General features: G+C 68.4%; 19 protein-coding genes. 10 read left to right on the top strand and 9 right to left on the bottom strand.

Annotation, left to right across the window (positions count from 1 at the left end; genetic code table 11):
• The first annotated feature begins 26 nt into the window (after nt 1-26).
• The 6 genes from VHS75_RS21950 to VHS75_RS21925 all read left to right on the top strand — a co-directional run bounded on the left by VHS75_RS21950 (nt 27) and on the right by VHS75_RS21925 (nt 2,719).
• Nucleotides 27-602, top strand: a complete 576-nt coding sequence (locus VHS75_RS21950) for a Spy/CpxP family protein refolding chaperone (RefSeq protein ID WP_329640760.1) — start codon at nt 27-29, stop codon at nt 600-602.
• Between the two features lie 59 nt (nt 603-661).
• Nucleotides 662-1,390, top strand: coding sequence for a heme ABC transporter permease CcmC (gene ccmC / locus VHS75_RS21945; RefSeq protein ID WP_329640759.1), 729 nt, complete (start codon nt 662-664; stop codon nt 1,388-1,390).
• Between the two features lie 4 nt (nt 1,391-1,394).
• Nucleotides 1,395-1,541: a heme exporter protein CcmD gene (gene ccmD, locus VHS75_RS21940; RefSeq protein WP_329640758.1), complete on the top strand. Its 147-nt coding sequence runs from the start codon at nt 1,395-1,397 to the stop codon at nt 1,539-1,541.
• A 7-nt stretch (nt 1,542-1,548) separates the two neighbouring features.
• The gene (locus VHS75_RS21935; protein WP_329640757.1) at nt 1,549-2,070 is read left to right on the top strand and encodes a DsbE family thiol:disulfide interchange protein; all 522 of its coding nucleotides are present in this window, start codon (nt 1,549-1,551) and stop codon (nt 2,068-2,070) included.
• Between the two features lie 57 nt (nt 2,071-2,127).
• Nucleotides 2,128-2,415, top strand: a complete 288-nt coding sequence (locus VHS75_RS21930; protein WP_329640756.1) for a hypothetical protein — start codon at nt 2,128-2,130, stop codon at nt 2,413-2,415.
• A gap of 85 nt (nt 2,416-2,500) precedes the next feature.
• Nucleotides 2,501-2,719 carry a hypothetical protein gene (locus tag VHS75_RS21925; protein WP_329640755.1) on the top strand — a complete coding sequence of 73 codons (219 nt, stop codon included), beginning with the start codon at nt 2,501-2,503 and terminating at the stop codon, nt 2,717-2,719.
• A 46-nt stretch (nt 2,720-2,765) separates the two neighbouring features.
• Here VHS75_RS21925 and VHS75_RS21920 read toward each other — a convergent pair whose 3' ends face one another.
• From VHS75_RS21920 to ftsY, 3 genes are all read right to left on the bottom strand, one after another.
• Nucleotides 2,766-3,341, bottom strand: a complete 576-nt coding sequence (locus VHS75_RS21920; RefSeq protein WP_329640754.1) for a MarR family winged helix-turn-helix transcriptional regulator — start codon at nt 3,339-3,341, stop codon at nt 2,766-2,768.
• Between the two features lie 91 nt (nt 3,342-3,432).
• The gene (locus VHS75_RS21915; protein WP_329640753.1) at nt 3,433-4,068 is read right to left on the bottom strand and encodes an inner membrane-spanning protein YciB; all 636 of its coding nucleotides are present in this window, start codon (nt 4,066-4,068) and stop codon (nt 3,433-3,435) included.
• Nucleotides 4,065-5,009 (bottom strand): signal recognition particle-docking protein FtsY, encoded by a 945-nt coding sequence (gene ftsY / locus VHS75_RS21910; protein WP_329640752.1) that lies wholly within the window; start codon nt 5,007-5,009, stop codon nt 4,065-4,067. Before ftsY ends, VHS75_RS21915 begins: the two co-directional genes overlap by 4 nt.
• Before the next feature lie 59 nt (nt 5,010-5,068).
• Here ftsY and VHS75_RS21905 point away from each other — a divergent pair, with 59 nt between their 5' ends.
• A complete protein-coding gene (locus tag VHS75_RS21905) occupies nt 5,069-5,698 on the top strand; it encodes a trimeric intracellular cation channel family protein (RefSeq protein WP_329640751.1) in 630 nt (209 codons plus the stop codon).
• Between the two features lie 7 nt (nt 5,699-5,705).
• Here the strand turns inward: VHS75_RS21905 and mtaB are convergent, their stop codons facing one another.
• Nucleotides 5,706-6,986: a tRNA (N(6)-L-threonylcarbamoyladenosine(37)-C(2))-methylthiotransferase MtaB gene (gene mtaB, locus VHS75_RS21900; RefSeq protein WP_329640750.1), complete on the bottom strand. Its 1,281-nt coding sequence runs from the start codon at nt 6,984-6,986 to the stop codon at nt 5,706-5,708.
• Complete coding sequence (gene dapF, locus VHS75_RS21895) at nt 6,983-7,813, bottom strand: diaminopimelate epimerase (RefSeq protein ID WP_329640749.1); 831 nt, start codon at nt 7,811-7,813, stop codon at nt 6,983-6,985. Before dapF ends, mtaB begins: the two co-directional genes overlap by 4 nt.
• Before the next feature lie 108 nt (nt 7,814-7,921).
• On the opposite strand from dapF, the gene VHS75_RS21890 reads away from it, so the two are divergent.
• Nucleotides 7,922-10,024: a prolyl oligopeptidase family serine peptidase gene (locus VHS75_RS21890; protein WP_329640748.1), complete on the top strand. Its 2,103-nt coding sequence runs from the start codon at nt 7,922-7,924 to the stop codon at nt 10,022-10,024.
• Between the two features lie 183 nt (nt 10,025-10,207).
• Here VHS75_RS21890 and VHS75_RS21885 read toward each other — a convergent pair whose 3' ends face one another.
• The gene (locus VHS75_RS21885) at nt 10,208-10,777 is read right to left on the bottom strand and encodes a PadR family transcriptional regulator (protein ID WP_329640747.1); all 570 of its coding nucleotides are present in this window, start codon (nt 10,775-10,777) and stop codon (nt 10,208-10,210) included.
• Between the two features lie 88 nt (nt 10,778-10,865).
• Nucleotides 10,866-11,759, bottom strand: coding sequence for a hydrogen peroxide-inducible genes activator (locus VHS75_RS21880; RefSeq protein WP_329640746.1), 894 nt, complete (start codon nt 11,757-11,759; stop codon nt 10,866-10,868).
• 130 nt (nt 11,760-11,889) lie between these two features.
• Between VHS75_RS21880 and VHS75_RS21875 the strand changes: the two genes are divergently transcribed.
• Nucleotides 11,890-12,447: a peroxiredoxin gene (locus tag VHS75_RS21875; protein WP_329640745.1), complete on the top strand. Its 558-nt coding sequence runs from the start codon at nt 11,890-11,892 to the stop codon at nt 12,445-12,447.
• A gap of 87 nt (nt 12,448-12,534) precedes the next feature.
• A complete protein-coding gene (locus VHS75_RS21870; protein WP_329640744.1) occupies nt 12,535-13,071 on the top strand; it encodes a carboxymuconolactone decarboxylase family protein in 537 nt (178 codons plus the stop codon).
• Here the strand turns inward: VHS75_RS21870 and VHS75_RS21865 are convergent.
• Nucleotides 13,068-13,592, bottom strand: a complete 525-nt coding sequence (locus VHS75_RS21865; RefSeq protein WP_329640743.1) for an SRPBCC family protein — start codon at nt 13,590-13,592, stop codon at nt 13,068-13,070. The two genes, VHS75_RS21870 and VHS75_RS21865, sit on opposite strands and share 4 nt — an antisense overlap.
• Before the next feature lie 13 nt (nt 13,593-13,605).
• The gene (locus VHS75_RS21860; protein ID WP_329640742.1) at nt 13,606-14,457 is read right to left on the bottom strand and encodes a glutamate racemase; all 852 of its coding nucleotides are present in this window, start codon (nt 14,455-14,457) and stop codon (nt 13,606-13,608) included.
• Nucleotides 14,458-14,503: the final 46 nt, after the last annotated feature.

Here is a 14,503-nt window from a genome sequence, read left to right as displayed (position 1 = left end):
GCTCGACCTTTGACCAGGAGACCGCGATGACGCGTCCGTTGACCACCTACCTCGCGGGGGCGGCGTTCGCCCTCGTTGCCGCCGCTGGCGCCGCGGCCTTCGCCCAGCCGCCTGTCCCGCCGACGCCTGACGTCGGCGACCATCACCCGATGCGCGAAGAGCGCCGCGTAATGATCCGCCACGAGGGCAAGGACCAGGCCGAGCACCTGCGCACCATGCTGCAGCTGAAGCCCGCCCAGGAGGCCGCGCTCAGCGCCTATCTGGCGGCGGTGAGCCCCGAGCGTCATCACGAAAGCATCGTCGAGATGTCCGACCGCCACGACGCCAAGACCACCACCCAGCGCCTGGCCGAGATGGACGCTCACCTCAACGAGCAGACCGCCCAGGCGCACGCCCGCATCGATGCGACGCGGAAATTCTACGACCAGCTCGAACCCTCGCAGAAGAAGGTGTTCGACGAGATGCCCATGCTGATGATGGGCCCCATGGGCCCAATGATGCACGGCGGCTCGATGAAGGTGATGGTCAATATGGACGGCATGCCGCCCATACCTCCGATGCCGCCCGTTGCGCCGCGTCCCCCGGGCCCGCCACGCTCCTGATCGACGGCCATGAAGGGGGTCCGCTTGCCGGGCTTCCCTTGCCAGTCTAAGCCCGAGGCATGATCCCGGCGCCCGCCTTCCTGACCAATCCCGAGCGGTTCATGGCCTTCTCGCGTTGGGCCGCGCCGATGTTCGGGGCGATCGCCGTGGTGCTGGGCGTCGCGGGCCTGTGGCTGGGCTGGAGCGCCCCGCCGGACTATCAGCAGAGCTTCACCGTCCGGATCCTGTTCATCCACATTCCGACCGCCTGGATGAGCGAGTTCGTCTACGCCTGCCTGGCGGCAGCCAGCCTGCTCTCGCTGGTCTGGCGGCAGGTGCTGGCCGACGCCGCCGCCCAGGCCGCTGCGCCCCTGGGCGCAGGCTTCACCCTGTTGACGCTGGCCACCGGCTCGCTCTGGGGCCGGCCGGAGTGGGGCGCCTGGTGGGTCTGGGACGCGCGCCTGACCTCAGAGCTGATCCTGTTCCTGATTTACCTGGGCTACATGGCCTTGCGCGCCTCGATGGACGACGAGACCAAGGCCGCCCGCGCCGCGGCGATCCTGGGCCTGGTGGGCGCGCTCATCCTGCCGGTCATCCACTACAGCGTCTACTGGTGGAACACCCTGCACCAGGGCGCGTCGGTGTTCCGTTCCGGCGGCTCGGCCCTGGCGCCGGTGTTCTTCTGGCCGGTGATCCTGATCGTGCTGGCCTACACCTCGGCCTTCGGGTCGCTGTGGCTGGTGCGGATCAGAGGCGAGGTCTGGCGTCGCCGCGCCGAGGCCGCCGCCCTGCGCGCAGCGAGGGGCTGAGACCATGATCCATCTGGAGACCGGCAAGTACGGCTTCTACATCTGGACCGCTTACGGCCTGACGGCGGCGGTGTTCGTGGTGATGATCGTCGGCGCCATGAACCATGCGCGGCGCTGGAAGGCCCGCTTCGAAGAGCTGGCGCGCAAGTGAGCCCCCAATGAGTAGGTGGATCGCCGCGCTCCCCCTCGTCGTCCTGGCCCTGCTGGCGGCGCTGTTCGCCGGCTACGGCCTGCACCACAACCCGCAAGTCGTGCCTGAAGCTCTGGTGGGCAAGCAGGTCCCCGACGTCAGCCTGCCCAGCCTGGACGACGGGACGCTCAAGAGCATCCGCGAGACGGCCCGCGAAGGCCCGGTGCTGGTCAACTTCTTCGCCTCCTGGTGCGGCCCCTGTGAGATCGAGCATCCGGTGCTGATGCAGCTGCGGGCCAGCCACGTGCGGATCATCGGCGTCGCCTACAAGGACGCGCCAGAGAACACCAACGCCTTCCTGACTCGGCTGGGCGACCCGTTCATGGAGCGCCTGGTGGATCGCGACGGCCGCGCCGGCATCGAATTCGGCGTTTCCGGGGTGCCCGAGACTTATCTCGTGCAGCCCGACGGCAAGGTGGCGGCCAAGTACACCAACCTCAACGCGCGCGACGCCCAGGCGCTGACGGCGCGGATGTTAACCGGGCGTTGATCGACTGGGCCGCAGATTGGGCCAGCGTTAACCATAACAGACCCGAGCCACCCGTCCGTGACGCCGATCCGTCCCAACGCCTTCCCGACCCAACCCGCCACGACCTCGATCGCAGGCGCGGCGGCGGATGCTGCGCGGGTCGCGGCGCAGCGCGCCTTCTTCGACGCGGCCATGGGCCGCGCCGGCGCCCCAGCCGCTCCGGCGGCCCCGTCGGCGCCCCGGACTCAGCTGTTCACGCCCCAGGCGGCGCCGGTCCAGCGGGCCGAATTGCGCCCCGCCGCGATCCCCTCTGAGCCGCCGGCCAAGCTTCTGCGGCCTGGCTCCCTGCTCGACATTCGCGTCTGACGCGAAGCGACCTCGGCCTTAAGGCCTTAATACTAATTAACTTTCCGAATCGGGAACGCCGGCTGGATATCGGTGTTAAGCCAGCATGGAGCCGAGGGAACAGCGAATCTACGAGGAGGCCGTCGCGCTCTGGCGCGAGGTGTTCCACGAGCCGCCTCCGTTGCGGACCGACGGGACCACGATGCTCGAAATCATTATGCGATGCGCTGGACCACCGCCCTATGAGCGGCTGCACTCGCCGCACCTGCGCCCTTCAACCATCGTCGGACCCGCTCAGCCCAAGGACGACGCGCACCTGGGCTAGAGCGCGTCAGGGTCAAGTGGAAGCCGGTTGACCCGTCCGACGCGCTCTAAATGTTTGAAGATAGACCCTTCTTCTTCGCCTTCTTGCCCTTGTGGCCCTTGCCGGCCTTCGGCGGCTTGGCGGCTTTCTCTTTCGGAGCCTTCGGTTTGGCCTTCGCCACGGGAGCCTCGGATGACCCGGCCAGGTCATGCAGCAGGCCGACGAAGGCCGCACGCCGGCCGCCGCCGGAAATCAGCTTCATCAGGCGCGCATCCGCCGCCGCCATCTTCGGCCGCGCCTCGGTCAGCGCCGCCCGTCCGACCTCGGTCAGGCGCACCGCATTGGCGCGGGCGTCGACGTTGGACCGTTCACGCTCCAGAAGACCCTTGCCGATCATCCGCCGGGCCATGTCGGCGAGCGTTGAGCGGTCGATGCCGGTGATCCGCACAAGGTCCGCCTGGGTCGCGCCCTCGCGTTCGTCGGCGGCGGCCAGGACCGCGAACTGGCGCTGGGTGATCCCGCCTTCGCCGAACTCCTCGACATAGATGTCCAGGGCGCGCTGCAGCGCGCGATGCAGAAGGTGGCTTGGCGACTGTTCGAGGGCGGCTATGCCGCCCTTAGCGCCTGACTTGCCCTTGGCCATCGGTCGTTCCCCCGCGAGGCTCGTCAGCGTCACTAGAGTAAGAATGCGTCAGATTGATTGCAGACGCTCCGTGGGCGGTTGAGCGCGCGCCCTAAGGCGCGTCCGCCGGCGGCTTTGCCTCCTCGGCGTCATCGTCTGGCATATGTTTCATCATCAGCGGCGCCTGGCTCATGGCGAACAGGAAGATCAGCACGACAACGCCGGGGAACTTGAAGAAGGCCCAGACGACCGTGCTCTGGGTGCGCCAGACCGCCTCGTTCGCCGCCGCGATGGCGAAGAAGAACAGGGCGTAGCGCAGGGTGAGCGTGCGGACCACCGGTTCGGGCAGATGGAAGGCGTCGCCCATCATCGCCTTCAGAGGATTCTTGCCGCGCAAATGGCCGGTGATCAGGAACAGGCCGAAAGCGCAGTAGAGAATGGTCGGCTTGATCTTGATGAAGCGAGCGTCGTGGAAAAAGACGGTGAGGCCGCCGAAGATCAGTCCAAGAACCGCTGTCACCAACGGCATCGGCGCCACACGTCGTTCCCAGATCAGACCCACACCCAACGCCAGAACCGAAGCGCCGACGATCGTCCAGCTGGCGGCGATCGCGCTCTCGTCGTCGCTGTGGTGGCTGAGCTTCATCGCGACCAGGGTGATCAGGAAGACCGCCAGGCCCGCGTAGTTCACGAACCAATGCACCCACGTCGGCGCCTTGCGGTGCGGGAGGTACGGATCGTCGCTCATCGGCCGGTTTCCTCGAGACCCACCAGGGACCGGGCGAAGGCCCGCGCGTTGAACGGCTGCAAATCCTCGATCCCTTCGCCCACGCCCACCAGCTTGATGGGGCTGTCCGAGGCCTGAGCGACCGGCACCAGCACACCGCCGCGGGCGGTGCCGTCCAGCTTGGTCATCACGATGCCGGAAACCCCGATCTGGTTGCCGAAGATGTTCTCCTGGGCCAGCGCATTGCGCCCGACTGTGGCGTCCAGCACCAGCAGGGTCTCGTGCGGGGCCTCCGGATCGACCTTCTTCACCACGCGGATGATCTTCAAGAGCTCGTCCATCAGCCCCTGCTTGTTCTGCAAACGCCCTGCGGTGTCGATCAGCACGACGTCATAGTTCTGGGCCCGGGCGCGTTCGACGGCGTCGAAGGCCAGGCCCGCGGCGTCGGAGTTCATCGGCCGCGACATGAAGTCGGCGCCCGCGCGTTCGGCCCAGACCTTCAGTTGCTCTACCGCCGCGGCGCGGAAGGTGTCGCCGGCCACCACCAGCACCTTGGCGCCCTTGCCCGTCAGGTCGGCGGCGATCTTGCCCAGGGTCGTGGTCTTGCCCGAGCCGTTCACCCCGATGAACAGCACGATGTAGGGCCGGGGCCCGGAGAGCGCGTCGAAGGTCCCTTCGCGGCCCGAAAGCTCCTCGCCGATGGCCGCGGCCAACGCTTCCTTGATCTCGGTCTCGTCGACGTCCTTGCCGAACTTCTCGTCGGAGAAACGCTGGGTGATGCGGGCGGCGGAATGCGGGCCGAGGTCAGCCTCGATCAGCATCTCCTCCAGCTCGTCGAGCTTGGCCTGGTCGAGGGGCTCCTTGGCGACGAAGACCTGGGTGATCTGCTCGCCGATCTGTTTCGACGAACGCGTCAGGCCTTCGGTCAGTCGCGCGAACCAGCCGCGTTTGGGTTCGGTCATGCCCCGGCTTCTAGCGGGCCACTTGCGCGGCGTCACGCGCCCTTCCAGGGTGCGTCGCCATGGACCGACTCACGGCCACGCTTGCGGTGCTCGACTATGCGGCGGTCGCGGTGTTCGGCGCGACCGGGGCGCTGGCGGCCGCGCGGCGCAAGCACGACATCGTCACCTTCGGCTTCTTTGCAGCGATCACTGGGGTCGGCGGCGGCACCCTGCGCGACCTGCTGATCGGGGCGCCGGTGTTCTGGGTGGGCAAGCCCGGCTATGTGATCGTCTGCCTGGGCGCGGCGGCGGCGGTGTGGATCGTCGGCCCACGCCGGTTCCGCGGCCACACCCTGACCTGGCTCGACGCCATCGGCATGGCCGCCTACGCTGTGGTCGGCGCGCTGAAGGCCACGTCCCTGGGCGTGCCGCCGTTCTCCGCCGTGGTCATGGGCGTGCTGACGGCCACCTTCGGCGGCGTGATCCGCGACGTACTGGCCCACGAACCGTCGGTGCTGCTGCAACGCGAGCTGTACGTGACACCGGCGCTGGTCGGGGCGGCGACGTTCGTGATCCTGGGACTGGTCGGAACGCCGACCACGCCGGCGGGGATCGCGGGGTTCGTGGCGGCGCTCAGTTTGCGGAGCGGGGCGATCCTGTGGAAATGGTCGCTACCGGGCTTTGGCGGGCCGCTCGACGACGACGGCTAGGCCGGCGCTATTCGGCCGCTTCGAGAACCGCCGTCTTCGCCATGACGCGCTTGCCGTCGTGGCCGGTCACCCGCAGCGCCACGATGCGCCCGACCTCGGCCTCCCCCTCAAACGCGATCTCGGTGAAATCCTCTGCGCGCGCCACGCCGCTACGCTCGACGAGACCCATCAGCGTGCGCCCCAGCTGGCGCTGCAGGTGTCGCGCCAAGGCCGCCTCGCCCGCGGCCCGCAGGCGCGCCGCGCGGGCCTTCACATCCGTCCGCGCCACGGCCGGCATGCGCGCAGCCGGCGTGCCCGGACGAGGGCTGTAGGGGAAGACGTGCAGGAAGGAGAGACCTGCCTCTTCCACCAGCGACAGCGTGTTCTCGAACATCGCCTCGGTCTCAGTCGGGAAGCCGGCGATCAGGTCGGCGCCGAAGGCGGTATCCGGGCGCACGGCGCGTACGGAGGCCACCAGCTTCAGCGCGTCGGCGCGGCTGTGCCGGCGCTTCATCCGCTTGAGGATCATGTCGTCGCCGGCCTGCAGCGACAGGTGCAGATAGGGCATCAGGCGCGGCTCGGCAGCCAGGCAGGCCATCAGGTCCGGGTCGATCTCGGCGGCGTCGATGGACGACAGCCTTAAGCGAGGCAGCTCCGGGACCAGCTTCAGGATCCGCGCCACCAGCTGGCCCAGCGTGGGCGCGCCGGGCAGATCGGCGCCCCAGCTGGTCACGTCGACGCCGGTCAGCACCACTTCGCGGTAGCCCTGGGCGGCCAGGCGCTTGACCTGCGCCACCACCTCGCCGGCCGCCGCCGAGCGCGAGTTCCCGCGGCCGTAGGGAATGATGCAGAAGGTGCAGCGGTGATCGCAGCCGTTCTGCACCTCGACGTAGGCGCGGGCCCGATCCTTGAGACCGTCGATCAGGTGACCGGCGGTCTCGCGCACGCTCATGATGTCGTTGACCCGCACCCGGCCGAGCTCCGGCTGCGGCAGGTAGGCGCCGGGCGCGGACTTCTCGGCGTTGCCCAGCACGAGGTCCACCTCGGGCATGGCGGCGAAGGCGGCCGGGTCGATCTGGGCCGCGCAGCCAGTGACGATCAGCCTCACGCCCGGCCGCTCGCGCCGCGCCTTGCGGATCGCCTGGCGCGCCTGGCGCACGGCCTCGCCGGTCACCGCGCAGGTGTTGAAGACGATGGCGTCGGAGAGGCCGTCAGCCGCCGCCCGCTTGCGGATGATCTCGCTCTCATAGGCGTTCAGCCGGCAGCCGAACGTCACGACGTCCACGTCGGAGGCGATGACATCGCTCATGGCAGCTCGCCCGCGAAGTCGACGGCGGCCGGGCCGGTCATGATCACGTGGTCGTCGTCGCGCCATTCGATCAAGAGTTCGCCGCCGTCCAGGACGAGTACGGCCGTGCGGTCCGTCAGGTCGCGACGCGCCGCGGCGACCAGGGCCGCGCAGGCGCCGGTGCCGCAGGCCTGGGTCAGGCCTGCGCCGCGCTCCCAGACCCTCAGCCGGATGCGCCCGCGGTCGATGATTTGCGCGAAGCCGACGTTCACGGCGTCCGGGAACAGCGGGTGGCGCTCGACCATCGGACCGGCCACCTTGATCGGTGCGGCGTCCACGTCGGCCACGAAGAACACCACGTGTGGATTGCCCATGGAGACGCACCCCGGCGCCGTGGCCAGGGTGGCGTCTTCATAGAGCGTCATGTCCAGGGCGCGGGTGTCCTGCTCGCGCGCCAGGGGGATGTCGCGCCAGTCCAGGCCGGGCTTGCCCATGTCGACGCTGACCAGCCGCTCGCCGGCGCGGCTGGCGTAGAGCTTGCCGGCCTTGGTCTCGATCACCGCCTGGTCCTGGCCCGACGCCTGCATGAGGAGCCAGCCCACGCAGCGCGTGCCATTGCCGCAGGCGGCGACCTCCTCTCCGTCGGAGTTCCAGAACCGCACGCGCGCGTCGACGCCCTCGCCGGGCGTCGGCGGCTCCAGCACGATCAGCTGGTCGCAGCCGATGCCGCTCGTCCGGTCAGCGATGGCGCGCACTTGCTCGGCCGTCGGCTGGAACGGCGCGCTGCGGGCCTCGACCACGACGAAGTCGTTGCCAAGCCCGTTCATCTTCAGGAACGGACGGCTCATGGGTGCGGACATATAGGCGAAGAGGCCCAGCTACGCACGCCGGGCGTTTCTCCCCCGAAACACCTATGGGCGAGACAGGTCCGTTTCGCGCCGGTTAGAACTGCGCGCATGAAAGCTCTACTGCCGGCCCTCGCGGCCCTGGCTTCGGCCGCCGCCTTCACTCCGTCCCTCGCCCAGACCCCCGCGGCGCCCGCCGCCACGGCGACCTCGGACGATCCGTTCATCTGGCTCGAGGACATCGACGCCCCGCGCTCCATGGCCTGGGTCGAGGGCCAGAACGCCAAGACCCACGTGCGGCTGGAGGAAGATCCGCGCTACGAGACCTTCCGCCAGCAGGCGCTGAAGATCTTCACCGCCCAGGACCGCATCCCCCTGCCGCGCTTCCGCGCCGGCGGCGTGGACAATTTCTGGCAGGACGGGACCCACATCCACGGTGTCTGGCGCCACACGACGCTGGCCTCCTACAAGACCGCCGCCCCGCAGTGGCAGACCCTGCTCGACCTCGACGCCCTGTCAAAGGCCGAGGGCAAGAACTGGATCTGGAAAGGGGCCGACTGCCTGAAGCCGGCCCAGACGCTCTGTCTCGTCCACCTCTCCAACGGCGGCAGCGACGCCGTCGAGGACCGCGAGTTCGACACCACGACCGGCAAGTTCGTCGAGGGCGGCTTCAAGTTCGCCAACGCCAAGCAGAACATCCGCTGGATCGACCACGACACCCTGATCGTCGCCCGGCCCTGGACGCCGGACGAGGTCACCAAGTCCGGCTACCCCTACGTCGTGAAGATCGTGAAGCGCGGCGCAGGACCGCGCGAGGTGTTCCGCGGCGCCAAGACCGACGTGCAGGACGGCGGCATCGTGCTGGAGGGCGAGCACGGCGCCGACGCCGTCCTCGTCACGCACGGCATGACCTTCTACCAGCGCGAGTTCAGCCTGCTCGGCGACAAGGGCGTCACCCTGATCCCGCTGCCGAAGAAGGCCGAGCTCTCCACCTACGTCGACGGCCAGGTGGTGTTCACGATCAAGGAGGCCTGGAAGACCTTCGCCGCGGGCGACGTGATCTCCTTCGACCTCGCCGACCTGAAGCGCGACCCGGCGACCGCCAAGGCCCAGCTGGTGTTCCATCCGGGCCCGCACAACGCGGTCGACCGGGTGTCCTCATCGAAGGATCGCCTGGCCATCGTGCTCCTGGAAGACGTCAAGGGCGCGGTCGATGTCTATGACCACAAGGCCGGCGTCTGGCTGCCCAAGCGAGTGAAGCTGCCGGCCAACGCCAACATCAACCTGGTCAGCGCGTCCGAGGACGACAACCAGATCTTCTTCACCGCCGAGGGCTTCCTCGACCCGACCTCGCTGTGGCTGGCCGACGCCGACAGCGGTGTCGCCGCCAAGGTGAAGCAACTACCGCCTCAGTTCGACGCCTCGAAGGACGTGGTCGACCAGCACTGGGCGGTCTCCACCGACGGGACCAAAATCCCGTACTTCGTGGTCCACCGGAAGGACATGAAGCTAGACGGCTCCACGCCTACCCAAATGTTCGGCTATGGCGGCTTCGAGCTGTCGGAGCCGCCAGTCTATATCGCCCAGATGGGCAAGCTGTGGCTGGAGCGCGGCGGCGCCTATGTGATCGCCAACATTCGCGGCGGCGGCGAGTTCGGGCCGGCCTGGCACGAGGCCGTGCTGCGCGAAAAGCGCCAGCTGGCCTTCGACGACTTCGCCTCGGTGGCCCGCGACCTGGAGGCGCGAAAGATCACCTCGCCGCGGCGCCTGGGCATCTATGCCCGCTCCAACGGTGGGATCCTGACGACCGTGTCGATGACCCAGCATCCGGAGCTGTTCAACGCCATCGTTATCGAAAGCCCACTGATCGACATGCTGCGCTACAATCACCTGTCGGCCGGCGCGTCCTGGATGGCGGAGTACGGCGACCCGGACGTTCCCGCTGACCGCGCCTTCATCGCCAAATATTCCGGCTATCAGAACCTGAAGGCCGGGGTGAAATATCCCGAGCCCTACATCACCACCAACACGCGGGACGACCGGGTGCACCCGGGACATCCGCGCAAGTTCGCCGCGAAGATGGAGTCGATGGGCCTGCCCTATCTCTATTACGAGCAGACCTTCGGCGGACACGCCAACGACGCCGATCCGCAGCTCAACGCCACCCGCTGGGCCAGGCACTATGTATACCTGTCCCAGAAGCTGATGGACTGAGCTTCCCAGATGCTCCCCTCAGGGGGAGCTGTCAGCGAAGACTGACTGAGGGGGTTTCCTCCCCGGCGCTGAGGATGTCGTCCGCCGCGGACTCTGCGGCGGAAACCCCCTCCGTCTCGCGGCTTCGCCGCGATCCACCTCCCCCTCAATCGCGCTCTGCGCTGGGGGAGGATCTAACAAGATCTAGACCTTCTCGATCGCCGAGGCGGCTTCGTCGATCAGGGCGATGACCCGGTCGATCTCGGCCTGGGCGATGGGACGCCGAGCGAGGCGCTGCATCAGGGCGGTGTGCAGATTGGCCATGGCGCGGGCAATCCGGGGCCGGGTGGAGTCGGACCCTTCGGCGGCTTGCGCCATGCGGCCGAAGACGGCGTCAACGCCGGCCTGGTTTTCCGCGAGCGCGGCGCGGCCCTCGTCGGTCGCTTCATAGAGCTTGCGGCCGGCTTCGCTGTCGACCGGACGGATGAAGCCTTCGTCTTCCAGCAGCGACAGGGTCGGGTAGATCACGCCGGGGCTGGGACGATAGGCGCCGCCCGTGCGGTCTTCCAGTTCCTTGATCAGCTCGTAGCCGTGGCGCGGCTGCTCGGCGATCAGCGCCAGGACGATGAAGCGCAGGTCGCCGTGTTCCAGGAACCGGCCGACCCGGCCCCCGCGGTGATGTTCGCGATGTCCCCGGCCGCCCATGTGGCCGCCCCAGGGATGACGGCTGCGGTGTTCGTCGCGGCCGCCGTGAAAGTGATGGTGTCTGTGCATATCGAAAACCCCCTCCTTTGGTGGGGCGATATCGATATATCTAAACCGCATCGGACTTGCAAGTGTATTTCGATATGTCTGAATTCGTCTATTCGCGGAGCACCTCGGCCAGCAGGCGGCCCTCGGCGGCGCGGTTGGAGCCGGCTCGCCAGGCGACGACGATCTCGCGGCTGGCGTGGCCCGGCGCGATGGGCCGCACCGCGACGCTGGCCGGATCGGTCAGGCCGGCGTTGATCGCCATGGCCGGCAGGAAGGTGACGCCGAGGCCAGAGGAGACCATCTGCACCAGGGTCGGCAGCGAGGTGGCGGCGAAGGCCTCCTCGCCGGACGCCACCTTCGGCGGCTTCAGCCCGCAGGCGGCCATGGCGTGGTCGCGCAGGCAGTGGCCGTCTTCCAGCAGGATGATGTCTTCCCGCTCCAGGTCGTCGGGGTCCGCCGACTTCAGCTTGGCCAGCGGATGGTCGGCCGGCATGGCGGCGAGCAGTTCGTCGTCGGAGACATGCGCCCAGTTGAGGCCGTGCATGTCGAAGGGCAACGCGATCAGGGCCGCGTCCAACTGGCCCGCCTTCAACGAGGCGATCAGCCGTTGTGTCAGGTCCTCGCGCAGGAACAGCCGCAGCTTGGGGAACCGCGCCCGCAGCAACGGCAAGGCGCGGGGCAGCAGGAAGGGCGCCACCGTCGGGATCACGCCCAGGCGGAAGCGGCCGGTCAGGGGCTGGCCCGCGTTCTTGGCCGACTCCACCAGCTCTTCGGCCTCGTTGAGGATCACGGTCGCGCGCCGCAGCGCCTCTTCGCCGACCGCGGTGAGGATCACACCCGAACGGGCGCGATCGACTACCGGGGCGCCCAGGGTCCGCTCCAGCTCCTGGATGCCGGAGGAGAGCGTCGGTTGGGTGACGTGCGCAGCCTCGGCGGCGCGCACGAAGCTGCCCTGTTCAGCGAGGAGCTTCAGGTACTGGAGTTGGCGGAGGGTGGGGAGCATGGCGCATATATAGGCGTGCTCTATCGAAATTCCATAGGCAATCGATTGGCTATTGATCGGCCGCCGCCCTATCTCAGCTCCATCGCCGCGGGACAACTGGAGCCGCGCCAGAATTCAGATGGAGATCAATATGTTGACTGTCGGCCAGACCCTGCCGGACTTCAAGATCACGGGCGTGAAGCCGGGCTTCATGCGCCACGAGCAGGACGGCGAGAGCGCCTTCGAGGCCCTGACCCCGGAAAGCTTCCCGGGCCAGTGGAAGGTCATCTTCTTCTACCCCAAGGATTTCACCTTCGTCTGCCCGACGGAGATCGCAGAATTCGCCCGCCTGAACCCGCAGTTCGCCGAGCGCGACGCGGTCGTCCTGGGAGGATCCACCGACAACGAGCACTCCAAGCTCGGCTGGCGCCGTGAGCATCCGGACCTGCACAACCTGCCGATCTGGAACTTCGCGGATAGCTCCGGCAAGTTCGCCCGCGCTCTGGGCGTGCTGAACGAGGACGAGGGCGTCGCCTATCGCGCCACCTTCGTGGTCGATCCGGACAACGTGATCCAGCACGTCTACGTCACCAACCTGAACGTCGGCCGCAACCCGCAGGACACGCTGCGCGTGCTCGACGCCCTGCAGACCGACGAACTCTGCCCCTGCAACCGCGCGGTGGGCGGCGACACCCTGAAGGCTGCGTAACCCGCGCCTTCAGGCCGTCCGGGCGGGAGCTTCCCCCGTCCCCGCTCCCGCCCGGACACCCCTTTTTTTCCGACTTGGAGACTCACCATGTCCCTCAATGCCCTGCGCGAGACCCTGCCGGCCTACGCCAAGGACCTCAGCCTGAACCTCTCAAGCCTGGCCGGTGAGACCCTGCTCAACGACCAGCAAAAGTGGGGCGCCTTCGTCGCCTCGGCCCACGCCGCCGGCGCGCTGCCGGTCATCAAGGCCGTGGAAGCCGCCGCCACCGACGCGGGCCTCAGCCCCGAAGCCCTCACCGCCGCCAAGGCGGCTGCGGCGATCATGAGCATGAACAATGTCTACTACCGCGCCACCCACCTGCTCACGAACAAGGAGTACGCGACCCTTCCGGCTCGCTTGAGGATGAATGTCCTCGCCAATCCCGGCGTCGAGAAGGCCGACTTCGAACTCTGGTCGACGGCGGTCTCGGCGGTCAACGGCTGCGGCATGTGCCTCGACGCCCACGAGGCTGAGCTGAAGAAGCACGGCGTCACCGCCCAGCAGATCCAGACGGCGCTCCGCATCGCCGCGGTGGTCAACGCGGTCAGCCAGGTCGTCGCCGGAGAGGCCGCGCTGGCGGCCTAATCCGGCTTTCCGGTCTCGACTGATTTCTTGAGCCGCGCGAGCTGCTCGCCCAGCACCCGGTCGACCGGCGCCGCGAAGGTTTCGCTGAGCCCGCCTTTGGCGTAGCCGCCGACGTCGTAGGTCATCACGACGTCGGTGCCGGCGCCGGCGGGCTTGAGCGTCACCACCATGCTCCCAGTGGCGCCTGTCAGCTGCAACGGACCCAGCGCCCCGGCCATCCGCAGCTGCGTCGCCCCGTCGGCATAGACGATCATCATGTGCCGCACGGCGCCGCGCTTGAGCCGCTCGCAGAAGCAGCCGGACGGATCGAAGTAGAGGTTCTTGGCGTCGTGCGACCAGGTGTGGTCGGAGCTCCACCAATGCTCCGGCCGCATCAGGGCGTCCCAGACCTTGCCCGGCGCCGCGGCGACCGTGGCCCGTTCAGTCACCTCGAACCCGGCGGCGGACCTGTCGGTGACTTCGGCGCGGGCCGAGCCCGCCAACAGGGCGCACCCTGCGGCCATGATGATCAGCCTGCGCATCGGAAGTTCCCTTCTAAGCCGGCTCGAAGCTTAGAGCCGATCCCCAGAAAGCTTCAACCAGCCCGGACTGCGCGCCCGGCCGCCCGGTGGTCAGGAACCGCCGCGCGCCCGTCTGACCGGCGTCGAACTCCGGATGCCGCTCCAGATAGCGCGCCAGCGCATCGGCGGTGGCCTGCGGCTGGTGGATGAGCGGCGTGCCGGGCGGCAAGGCGTCGCGGAACAGATCGGCTGTGATCTCATAGTGCGTGCAGCCCAGGATCGCCCGGTCCGGCGGCCGTCCGATCCGGGTGGCGATCGCCTGCACATGACCCGCGATATCGGCGGCGAGGTCCTCGCGCGCGGCCCCCCGCTCGATCAAGGCCGCCAGGTTCCGGCACGGCTGGGAGAAGACCGCGACGTCATCGCGGCGCTTGTCGATCTCGATCTCATAGACCCGGGAATTGGCCGTCGCCGGGGTGGAGAACACCGCCAGGACGTCGAGTTTCTCGACCTTGTCGCCGCGGGGTTCGAGCTCATGCTCCCAGGGCAGGCCGGTGGCCGCCTCGATGGTCGGCACAATGATCCCCAGCACATTCACCGGGCGGCCCAGCTCGCGCCGGTAGCCCGGCAGCCAGGTCTGCTGCAGGCGGCGCAGCGCGATGCCCGAGGCGGTGTTGCAAGCCAGGACCACCAGGCTGCAACCCTGCGCAAACAGCCGCTCGCAGCCGGCCCGCGTCAGGTCGACGATCTCCTCGCCGGGACGGCCGCCGTAGGGGGTCTTGGCCTGGTCGGCCAGGTAGATGAAGTCGGCCTGCGGGAACCGCTCGACCAGCGTGCGGTGGACGCTCAAGCCCCCTATGCCGGAATCGAAAACGCCGATGGCCATGGCCCGGTGTTAGCCGCCGACCCGGCCCTCGTCCACGCCGAGACGG

It is taken from the genome of Phenylobacterium sp., assembly GCF_036264965.1.
GTDB lineage: Bacteria > Pseudomonadota > Alphaproteobacteria > Caulobacterales > Caulobacteraceae > Phenylobacterium.
The sequence above is the reverse complement of the archived record's forward strand: the minus strand, read 5'-3'. Positions and strand labels throughout refer to the sequence as shown.

Bases quoted from the DNA above. Each gene is read 5' to 3' on its own strand.
- dapF (WP_329640749.1), bottom strand. From the start codon at position 7,813: ATGAGCCGTCCGTTCCTGAAGATGAACGGGCTTGGCAACGACTTCGTC.
- VHS75_RS21905 (WP_329640751.1), top strand. From the start codon at position 5,069: ATGGACCGACTCACGGCCACGCTTGCGGTGCTCGACTATGCGGCGGTC.
- VHS75_RS21860 (WP_329640742.1), bottom strand. From the start codon at position 14,457: ATGGCCATCGGCGTTTTCGATTCCGGCATAGGGGGCTTGAGCGTCCAC.
- VHS75_RS21915 (WP_329640753.1), bottom strand. From the start codon at position 4,068: ATGAGCGACGATCCGTACCTCCCGCACCGCAAGGCGCCGACGTGGGTG.
- VHS75_RS21950 (WP_329640760.1), top strand. From the start codon at position 27: ATGACGCGTCCGTTGACCACCTACCTCGCGGGGGCGGCGTTCGCCCTC.
- VHS75_RS21935 (WP_329640757.1), top strand. From the start codon at position 1,549: ATGAGTAGGTGGATCGCCGCGCTCCCCCTCGTCGTCCTGGCCCTGCTG.
- VHS75_RS21885 (WP_329640747.1), bottom strand. From the start codon at position 10,777: ATGCACAGACACCATCACTTTCACGGCGGCCGCGACGAACACCGCAGC.
- ccmD (WP_329640758.1), top strand. From the start codon at position 1,395: ATGATCCATCTGGAGACCGGCAAGTACGGCTTCTACATCTGGACCGCT.
- VHS75_RS21865 (WP_329640743.1), bottom strand. From the start codon at position 13,592: ATGCGCAGGCTGATCATCATGGCCGCAGGGTGCGCCCTGTTGGCGGGC.
- VHS75_RS21875 (WP_329640745.1), top strand. From the start codon at position 11,890: ATGTTGACTGTCGGCCAGACCCTGCCGGACTTCAAGATCACGGGCGTG.
- VHS75_RS21890 (WP_329640748.1), top strand. From the start codon at position 7,922: ATGAAAGCTCTACTGCCGGCCCTCGCGGCCCTGGCTTCGGCCGCCGCC.
- mtaB (WP_329640750.1), bottom strand. From the start codon at position 6,986: ATGAGCGATGTCATCGCCTCCGACGTGGACGTCGTGACGTTCGGCTGC.
- VHS75_RS21870 (WP_329640744.1), top strand. From the start codon at position 12,535: ATGTCCCTCAATGCCCTGCGCGAGACCCTGCCGGCCTACGCCAAGGAC.
- ccmC (WP_329640759.1), top strand. From the start codon at position 662: ATGATCCCGGCGCCCGCCTTCCTGACCAATCCCGAGCGGTTCATGGCC.
- VHS75_RS21920 (WP_329640754.1), bottom strand. From the start codon at position 3,341: ATGGCCAAGGGCAAGTCAGGCGCTAAGGGCGGCATAGCCGCCCTCGAA.
- ftsY (WP_329640752.1), bottom strand. From the start codon at position 5,009: ATGACCGAACCCAAACGCGGCTGGTTCGCGCGACTGACCGAAGGCCTG.
- VHS75_RS21880 (WP_329640746.1), bottom strand. From the start codon at position 11,759: ATGCTCCCCACCCTCCGCCAACTCCAGTACCTGAAGCTCCTCGCTGAA.
- VHS75_RS21925 (WP_329640755.1), top strand. From the start codon at position 2,501: ATGGAGCCGAGGGAACAGCGAATCTACGAGGAGGCCGTCGCGCTCTGG.